The sequence below is a fragment of the Rhodococcus sp. LB1 genome (assembly GCF_001583455.1).
GTDB classification, from domain to species: Bacteria; Actinomycetota; Actinomycetes; order Mycobacteriales; family Mycobacteriaceae; genus Rhodococcus_F; species Rhodococcus_F opacus.
Window position 1 is genome coordinate 1 of the sequence record NZ_LTCZ01000212.1, and the last position, 8,001, is coordinate 8,001.

General features: G+C 67.5%; 5 protein-coding genes and 1 pseudogene. 3 read left to right on the forward strand and 3 right to left on the reverse strand.

The window, feature by feature from the left end; all coding sequences use genetic code 11:
- Positions 1-35: 35 nt before the first annotated feature.
- Positions 36-1,379, reverse strand: coding sequence for an MFS transporter (locus tag AZG88_RS25780; protein ID WP_061699604.1), 1,344 nt, complete (start codon positions 1,377-1,379; stop codon positions 36-38).
- Positions 1,376-3,094 (reverse strand): amidohydrolase, encoded by a 1,719-nt coding sequence (locus tag AZG88_RS25785; RefSeq protein WP_061699605.1) that lies wholly within the window; start codon positions 3,092-3,094, stop codon positions 1,376-1,378. The genes AZG88_RS25780 and AZG88_RS25785 overlap by 4 nt, the downstream gene beginning before the upstream one ends.
- Before the next feature lie 222 nt (positions 3,095-3,316).
- Here AZG88_RS25785 and AZG88_RS25790 point away from each other — a divergent pair, with 222 nt between their 5' ends.
- Positions 3,317-4,219, forward strand: a complete 903-nt coding sequence (locus AZG88_RS25790) for an Lrp/AsnC family transcriptional regulator (protein ID WP_061042891.1) — start codon at positions 3,317-3,319, stop codon at positions 4,217-4,219.
- A 53-nt stretch (positions 4,220-4,272) separates the two neighbouring features.
- Positions 4,273-5,145: an LLM class F420-dependent oxidoreductase gene (locus AZG88_RS25795; RefSeq protein WP_061042890.1), complete on the forward strand. Its 873-nt coding sequence runs from the start codon at positions 4,273-4,275 to the stop codon at positions 5,143-5,145.
- Between the two features lie 242 nt (positions 5,146-5,387).
- On the opposite strand, the gene AZG88_RS25800 is transcribed toward AZG88_RS25795, so the two are convergent.
- Positions 5,388-6,803, reverse strand: coding sequence for an IS110 family transposase (locus tag AZG88_RS25800; protein WP_231914196.1), 1,416 nt, complete (start codon positions 6,801-6,803; stop codon positions 5,388-5,390).
- A gap of 490 nt (positions 6,804-7,293) precedes the next feature.
- Here AZG88_RS25800 and AZG88_RS25805 point away from each other — a divergent pair.
- A pseudogene (locus AZG88_RS25805) lies at positions 7,294-8,001 on the forward strand (transposase); the annotation flags it as partial.

The window sequence follows — 8,001 nt, forward strand, 5'->3', positions numbered from 1 at the left end:
GCTGCGCAGCACCGGCCCTTCCGTCACGGGGAATCTCAGCTCGAGGCAGAAGCCCGGGCACCGCCCAGGTCACCCACCGATTCGTCGGGCTTGCCGTCGACGTGATCGACGTGCTGCGGCGCGACGAGCAGGCAGAGAATGCTGACCGCGCACATTCCGATCAGGAGCCCGATCACCGGCCACACGCTGCCGGTGGCCTGGTACATGAGCGTGGACACCAACGGCGACAGTCCACCGAAGATCGCGCCCGCGCCCTGGTAGGCGAGGGAAATGCTGGTGTATCTCGCCTGCGGCCGGAACATCTGCGACAGCACCGCCGCGATCGGGCCGTAGGTCGCGGCCAGGACGAGCCGCATGACGGCGAAGGTCAGGAAGATCAGGACCACCGAACCGGATGTCAGGACCAGGAACTGTGGTGCCGCGAGCACCGCGACGGCCAGCAGCCCGTAGATCACCACGCGGATCCGGCCGACCTTGTCACCGAGCCACGCCACTCCGAGAGTGGCGATCAGCTCCACCACCGCGGCGACGCTGAGCGCGTTGAGGACGAGTGTTTCGGACAGCCCGACGTCCGGGTCGGTGGCGTACGCCGTGATGAACGTCGTCACCAGGTAGTAGCCACCCACCGCGACGGGCAGGATGCCCATGCCGAGCAGGATCGGGCGCCAGTTGGTGACGATGGCGTACTTCAGCGGCAGCGCTTCGGGTTCGGTCGCCGTCTGCACCTCGGATTCGAAGACGGGGGATTCCTCCACCTTCAGTCGCACCAGCAGACCCACGCCGATCAGCAACGCCGAGCACAGGAACGGCAGCCGCCAGGCCCAGTCCCGCAGGGCGTCGTCGCCGAAGGTCGAGAGGACACTGAAGAACCCGGTGGCGAGCAGCGCGCCGGCGGGATTACCCAGCTGTGCGAATCCACCGTAGAACGTCTTCTTGTCCTCGGGCGCGTGTTCGACGGCCATCAACACGGCGCCACCCCATTCGCCGCCCACCGCGAAGCCCTGCACGAACCGCAGCATCACCAGCAGCAGCGGCGCCCAGAATCCGATCTGCGCGTACGTCGGCAGCGCACCGATCAGGAACGTGCCCGCGCCCATCAGGGTGAGCGTCACGACGAGTGCCGTCCGCCTGCCGATCCGGTCGCCGACGTGTCCGAACACGATGCCACCGAGTGGGCGGGCGAAGAAGCCCACCGCGTAGGTGGCGAACGCCGCGGCGATGCCGGTCAGACGGTCGGTGTCGGACGGGAAGAAGATCTCACCGAACACCAGGGCCGCCGCCGTGGCGTACACGTAGAAGTCGTACCACTCGATGGTGGTGCCGACGAAGGCCGCGAAACCCGCCTTGCGGGCCTTCGCGATCTGAGTGTCGTGACTCATGACTGATCCTCGGTGGTTGCAGTGGTCGAGAATAGGTCGCTGCGGGTGGAATGCGCCAATTCGCCGTCGATCCAGGTTTCACGGACCTCGATGTCGGCGATGGTGTGCGGGTCGACGGTGAGAGGGTCGGCGCCGAGGACCACGAAATCGGCGCGCTTTCCGGGGGAGATGCTGCCCAGTTCGGATTCCCGTCCGAGGGCGCGGGCCCCGTTCAGTGTGTGCGCGGTGAGGGCCTGGGCGGCGGTCAGTCGCAACGCGTTCGAGCCGAGTTGATGCCCCTGCCGGGTGATGCGGGTGACGGCGGCCTGGATGGCCTCGAGCGGTTTGGGCTCGGCGACCGGCGCGTCGGAACTGATCGTGACCGGCACGTCGGCCTCGACGAATTCGCCCAGGGGATTGAAACGCTCACCCGGGGTGCCGATCGCCGCGGTCACGCCCTCGCCCCAGTTGTAGTAGTGCTGCGGCTGGTTGACGGGATACACGCCGAGTGCGTGCATCCGCGTGATCTGCTCGGGGGTCGGCAACCCGCAGTGCTCGATGCGGTGACGGGCATCGGCGTCGGGATGCGCCTTCTGCGCGGCCTCGATCGCGTCGAGGACCATGTCGATCGCGGTCGGCGACTGCGCATGCGTCGCAGTCTGCAGGCCGACGGCGTGTGCCTTCGCGATCAGCGCCGCATAGTCGGCGGGCTCGTGATAGAGCTGCCCGGTCCGGCACGGGTCGCCCACGTACCCATCAGGGAAGTAGGCGGTCCAACCGCCGAGAGTGCCGTCGGCGTAGAACTTGATCCCGCCGAACGCGAGGCGTGAGTTGCCGAACGCACCGTGCAATCCGGTGTCGAGCGCGTGATCGAGCAGGTGGCTGAGCAGGTACATGCTCACCCGGGTCTCGAGCCGGCCCTGCTCCGCCAGGCGCAGGTACATGTCGAACTCGCGCCGCGTCACCTGGCAGTCGCCGATCGTGGTGACGCCGCCCTCGAGGAACTTCTCCTGCGCCACGGAAAGCTGCCGCAGATGCTCCTCGGGTTCGTCCTCGAGGTGGAAGTTCGGGCCGTGATGACCGACCTTGACGCCGTTCACACCGGTGAGGATGTTGCAGGCGGCATCGGACAGTTCGCCGGTCAGTTCGCCGTCCGCGTCGCGGAAGAACTCGCCGCCGGGCGGATTCGGGGTGTCGCGGGTGACGCCGTGGAATTCGAGGGTGAACGTGTTGACGACGCCGCCGTGGCCGCTGGCGTTCATCAGGTACACCTCGCGGTCGGTACCGACCTGATCGAGTTCCTCCTTCGTGGGATGACGGCCCTCGACGAGGTTGCGGTGCTCGTAGCCGTACCCGCGGACCGGGATCCCGGCAGGCTGGTTCCGGGCCGCCTCCTGCAGCAGCGCAACGATCTCGGGAATGGTGCGCGCCTTCTCGGGACCGCAGTCCACCCAGCTGAGCATCTGGCCGTACATCAGGGGGTGGGCGTGCGGATCGACGAACCCGGGTACGACGGTCGCCCCGGCGAGATCGATGACGTCCGTGGTCCGGGTGCCGATCCTCCGCGCTTCCTCACGACATTCCGCAACGGTGCCGACGGCGGCGAACCGATTGCCGAAGACGAGGAAGGCCTCGGCGCCCTCGGTCTCTGCGTCCACGCTGCGGAGCGTGCCACCGGTGAAGACTGTGGCGGTGGCGTCGAGGGGGGACGCCTCGTGGTGAAACAGCTTGCGCATGGAGATCCTTCGAGATGGTGGTGTGGGTCACGTCCGGCTGGGAGGGAAAATTACGCCCTGACCAGCTGCTGCGCAATACATCAAAGTTCCGGACCGAGCGGTCTACGGCGAATATGTTCAGCACGCCGAGCTAATTCGCACCGATTCGCAGAATCTGGTGATGTGTGCGATTCTTCTTCTCCGTCAAGAGTGCAGAAAGAAATCGAGAAATCTCGGGGCATCATGAGTATCGAACTGGATTCCAAGCTCATCGCGGCGTTGCAGTCGAATGGTCGCGCGACCTATCGGGAGCTCGCCGCGACCGTGGGCGCACCCCGCGCCGCGGTGTCCACGCGCGTGCAGACGCTGCTCGACACCGGCACGGTGAGCGTCGTTGCCGTCGCCCATCCCGAGTTGCTGGGCCTCAAGGCGATGGCTCACGTGTCCGTCGCCGTGTCGGGGCCGGTGGGTCCCGTGGCCGAGGCGCTCTGCGCGACGGAGGCGGCCGTCTACATTTCCGCCGTGAGCGGGCAGTACAACATCATCGCCGAACTGCGCGTCCCCAGCCAGCAGGACCTCTACGACGCCATCGCCGCGATCCGTGCGGAACCCGGCGTCCGCACAGTCAACACGCTGTACTACGCCGATGTCATCAAGGGAATCTTCATGCCCAAGAGCGCATTACGGGCCGATGTTCGACTGGACGCGAAAGACGTCGCGCTCATCGAGTTGCTGGAGAGGAACGGGCGGATGCCGTTTCTGGAACTGGCCGAACGCACCGGGCTCTCGCCCAGTGCGGCGCGGAATCGAGTGAACCATCTGATCGACAGCACCGCGTTGCGCGTCGGAGCTGTCGTGAAGCGCCGCGGCGGCGGCAGAACCCTCGCCATGGGCATCGGCGTCAGCCTCGGATCGCGGGACCGGGAGGCGTGCGCGCAGATCGAGGCCCTGCCGGGTATCGAGTTCCTGGCGCGGACACTCGGCAGATTCGACCTGATCGGCACGGTCGCCGCTGATTCGTCGGGTGACCTCTACTCCCTCGCCGAGCACATCCGGACGATCGACGGTGTGATGGCCTTGGAGACCTGGACGCACCTCGAGGTGTTCAAGGAGCACTACGCCCGCAGCCTCGACGTCCGCGGATAGGAGCGTCCCGGAAGTGAGCCACGTCGACCGGGCAACTGTGAGACGATCGGCCGATGCGCCTCGGGTTGCACGCACTCGGGATCGGTACCGGCGCTCGTCGCGCGGTGATCGACTCGGTCGCGGTTGCCGCCGAGAACAGCGGATTCGCCACGCTGTGGGCCGGAGAGCACGTCGTGATGGTGGACCGGTCGGAGTCGCGGTATCCCTACGCGGACGACGGCCGGATCGCGGTCCCCGCCGTCGCGGATTGGCTCGACCCGATGATCGGGCTGAGCTTCGCCGCCGCTGCCACCCACACGATCGGCGTCGCCACCGGTGTGTTGCTGCTGCCCGAACACAATCCCGTCCTCATGGCCAAGCAGGCGGCCACGTTGGATCTGATGAGTGGTGGCCGGCTGACGCTCGGCGTCGGCATCGGCTGGTCCAGGGAAGAATTCGCTGCGCTCGGCATTCCGTTCGAGGGCCGTGGCGAGCGCGCCGCCGAATACGTCGCGGCGATGCGCACGCTGTGGCGTGACGACATCGCGACGTTCGAGGGTGAGTTCGTCCGTGTCGACTCGGTGCGGGTCAATCCGAAACCCGTGCGCGATCGCCGGATTCCGGTCGTGCTCGGGGGCAACAGCGACGCCGCGCTCCGCCGGGTCGCGGCGTGGGGCGACGGCTGGTACGGGTTCAACCTGGACGGCGTCGACGCCGTCACTGAACGGATCCGGACGATCCACGCACTGTGCCGGGACGCGGGGCGCGACGTCGCGGAGTTGCGTCTCGCCGTCGCCCTGCGGGAAGTGGACCCCTCCGACGTCGAGGCGCTGGCCGATGCGGGAGTCGACGAACTCGTCCTCGTCGAGTCGCCACCCGACGAACCCGTTGCGGCCGCCGACTGGGTGGCGTCACTCGCGCGCCGATGGATGCCCGCTGTCGGCTGACCGTTCAGTTGCAGGCTTGACCGGCCTGTCCTGGGCCTTTGGAGTGAACACTTCCTGCAAGGTGCCGAGTTGTCCACAACGTACACTTCATGCACAGCCCAATTCGTTCGCCCACTTCGAGCGAATCTTCCTGGAATCCGGGGCGGGGACAGCGGTGCGAGAGGCGCGGGTGGTGTGGCGGGATCGGTTGGCGCGGTTCTCCGGTGGCGTGGATCGAGCGTTATCTGAGTTCCTAGCGCAGGTCAAGCCACATGGCGGCTCGTAGGCTTGGTCTTGGCGGGCTGGGCTGTTGGAGCGCATCGCGACTCCTGGGACTCCTGGGACTCCTGGCCCGCCGCCTGCTTGCGGCGCTCACGCATCCGCTGGTATCGGACGTTGTCGCGCCGCCGCGGGTCGATCTTGTAGCGCGCCGTGACGATCGCCCGGCCCTCGGCCTCGGTGATCGGCGTGCCGTCGACGTCCCGCAAGGCGTACGGCTGGCCGGCACGCATACAGGCGGCGATCCGGGTGACCAGATGGGTGGCCAGATGACAGATCGCGGACTCGTGGTGCCGGTCGCCGACCATCAACCGCTGGTACTTCGCCGCGAACTGGGGATCGACCCTGCGGGCCTGGTCGGCAGCGGTGCACAGCATCTCACGCAACAGCGGATCCCCGGCCTTGGTGATCGAGGACTCGACCTTGCTCACCCCGGACTGGCTGACGTTGGGAACCAGACCGGTGTACGCGCGGATCGCGGCAAGGGACGTGAACCGGTGCGGGTCGCCGATCCGTCCAGCGATGACCGCGCTGATCACCGCCCCCACGCCGGGAGCAGAGGCAACGATGCCGGCCGGGTCGGCGTCGGCGTAGAGGTTCGCGACTCGCTCGTCTATCTGCTTGATCTGACGGGTCAGGAACAGTGCCTGTTCGGCTTCGTGGGCGATGTCCTCAGCGAGCTCGGCGAAGTCCATCCCGTCAGACCCGTCGCTGGTGCCCCACAGGGCGAGGGTCTCTCGGGCCGCGGTGATGAGCCCGGCGGCGTGATCGTCGCGCCACGCACCGCGGGACCGGGCGATCAGGAACCTGGTCAGCCGCGCTCGGCCTAACCGGATCACGGCATGCGGATCGGCATAGCGGGAAAGGAACTCGAGCGCCGCGGCGCCGTAGTTGGACCCGAGTACCGCGTACCACGCCGGCCCGAGCAACTCGACCAACGCATCGAGCCGGGCATAGACCGCGACTCGGCGCTTGACCATCGTGGAGCGCTGCTTGACCAGTCGTCGCAGCGAGTGGGCGGGGCCCCTGCCCGGAGTACTCCCGCAGGCCTTCGGGGTGCAGCAAGGGCAGCCGGCGAGCAATTCGGAGTCGATCCGGTCGTTCTTGGTGTGCTTGGAGTAGTACTTACGCAGGTCGGCCGACTGGGTGGTCGGGACCATCACCACGCGTGCACCGTGGCGACGGAACCACTCCGCCAACACGATCCACGCGTTCCGGGTCGGCTCGACCACCACGGTCAGCTCGGCCGGATCGGGCAGGTCCAAGTCCGCCCACAACCGTTCCAGATCGGCCGGCCGTGTCCAGAACTTCCGGCCACGCCATACCGTGGCACCATCACGGGCGAGCGTTGCCTGATGCTCCGCCCGGACAGCCACGTCGATCCCCAACGTCAATGCCATTGTCATTGCTCCTGTCGGTCCACATCCCTGTTCACCAGGTGACTGACCATCGCGGCCACGGCCCAGACATTCTCTAAGCAGGAGTCCACGCCTACCGGCCGGCTCCAAGTTCCCGAACAAGGACACCGCCCGATCAGACACCGAGCCCGCAGACGACCACTCAGAAAGCCAGGGATCACCAGGTGTCCCGGTCGGACGTTCGGCCCGCCTGCGGACTCCCTCCGAGGCTAAATGTCGGAGGTCGGCGTTACAGTCGAGATCCTGCGAGACAAGCGCGGCACATCGCTTGGGGGAGTTTGATGGAGGACGTCATGGCGTTGCTGGCATCGTTGTCCGGCCGGTTCTCTCAGCTGCGGTCGAAACAGTATCAACACCGGCTTCGGGGCGACGCCGCCGCACGGCTGGAACAGGGTTAACCGATGAGATCTCGGGCGATCTCAGGTCTTCTCGGAACGCGAAGGTGCTCGCCGATCGTGAATTGTGCCCGGCATTGACCGGGCCGGGATCGACTGCGCCGCGGCAGTTCGCGTTCACCACCCGCGCGTACACGGCGGTCGACGACGCTACCTGTGAGCCGATCGGCCTCGACGACGTCGACACCCGGGTGGGGTGGCTCCTCGACCTGATCACCGCGGCCGGCGCCGAGTTGGTGTCGCGGCTGTGGCAGCCGGCGACGTTCGATGTGCTCGCCGCCGGCCTGGACCGCCAGGACCGCAAGCTGCCCGCACAGGGGCATGTCGCCGCGGCCCGCCTCGGCTGGAACCCGAACTATCCGGACGGTATCTACGTGCCGTCGCGGGTCACGCGGGTGGTGACCGCGCAGGTGATGGCGACCCTGCGGACCCTGACGCACCGGGACACCGCGATCACGGCACTGTCCGCTCGATTCGACCCGGCCACCGGGGCTGTGGCGCCGCCGACCGAACCGGCGGACTACGTGCCACCGGGTTTTGCTCGAGAAGTACGACGCCAGCTCATCGCCCACGCCCGCCGCACCGACGGGGCGCAGTCGACCCGATTGCGGATCACCGACGTGCAGGAACCGCCCCGGATGGCCGCGATGGCCCGACTGTCGGCTGTCGATCGGCAGCTCGCACAGATCGCCGTGACAGACCGTGAGCTGGTGTTGACGGTGAAGCTGCCCACCAGCCCGGCCCCGGCGGGGCGGGCGCAGTGGCGGCGGGTGCGGCTGACCGCC

What these genes read in the sequence shown, in the direction of transcription:
- AZG88_RS25790 (WP_061042891.1), top strand. Translation starts at nt 3,317, where the DNA reads ATGAGTATCGAACTGGATTCCAAGCTCATCGCGGCGTTGCAGTCGAAT.
- AZG88_RS25800 (WP_231914196.1), bottom strand. Translation starts at nt 6,803, where the DNA reads ATGGCATTGACGTTGGGGATCGACGTGGCTGTCCGGGCGGAGCATCAG.
- AZG88_RS25780 (WP_061699604.1), bottom strand. Translation starts at nt 1,379, where the DNA reads ATGAGTCACGACACTCAGATCGCGAAGGCCCGCAAGGCGGGTTTCGCG.
- AZG88_RS25785 (WP_061699605.1), bottom strand. Translation starts at nt 3,094, where the DNA reads ATGCGCAAGCTGTTTCACCACGAGGCGTCCCCCCTCGACGCCACCGCC.
- AZG88_RS25795 (WP_061042890.1), top strand. Translation starts at nt 4,273, where the DNA reads ATGCGCCTCGGGTTGCACGCACTCGGGATCGGTACCGGCGCTCGTCGC.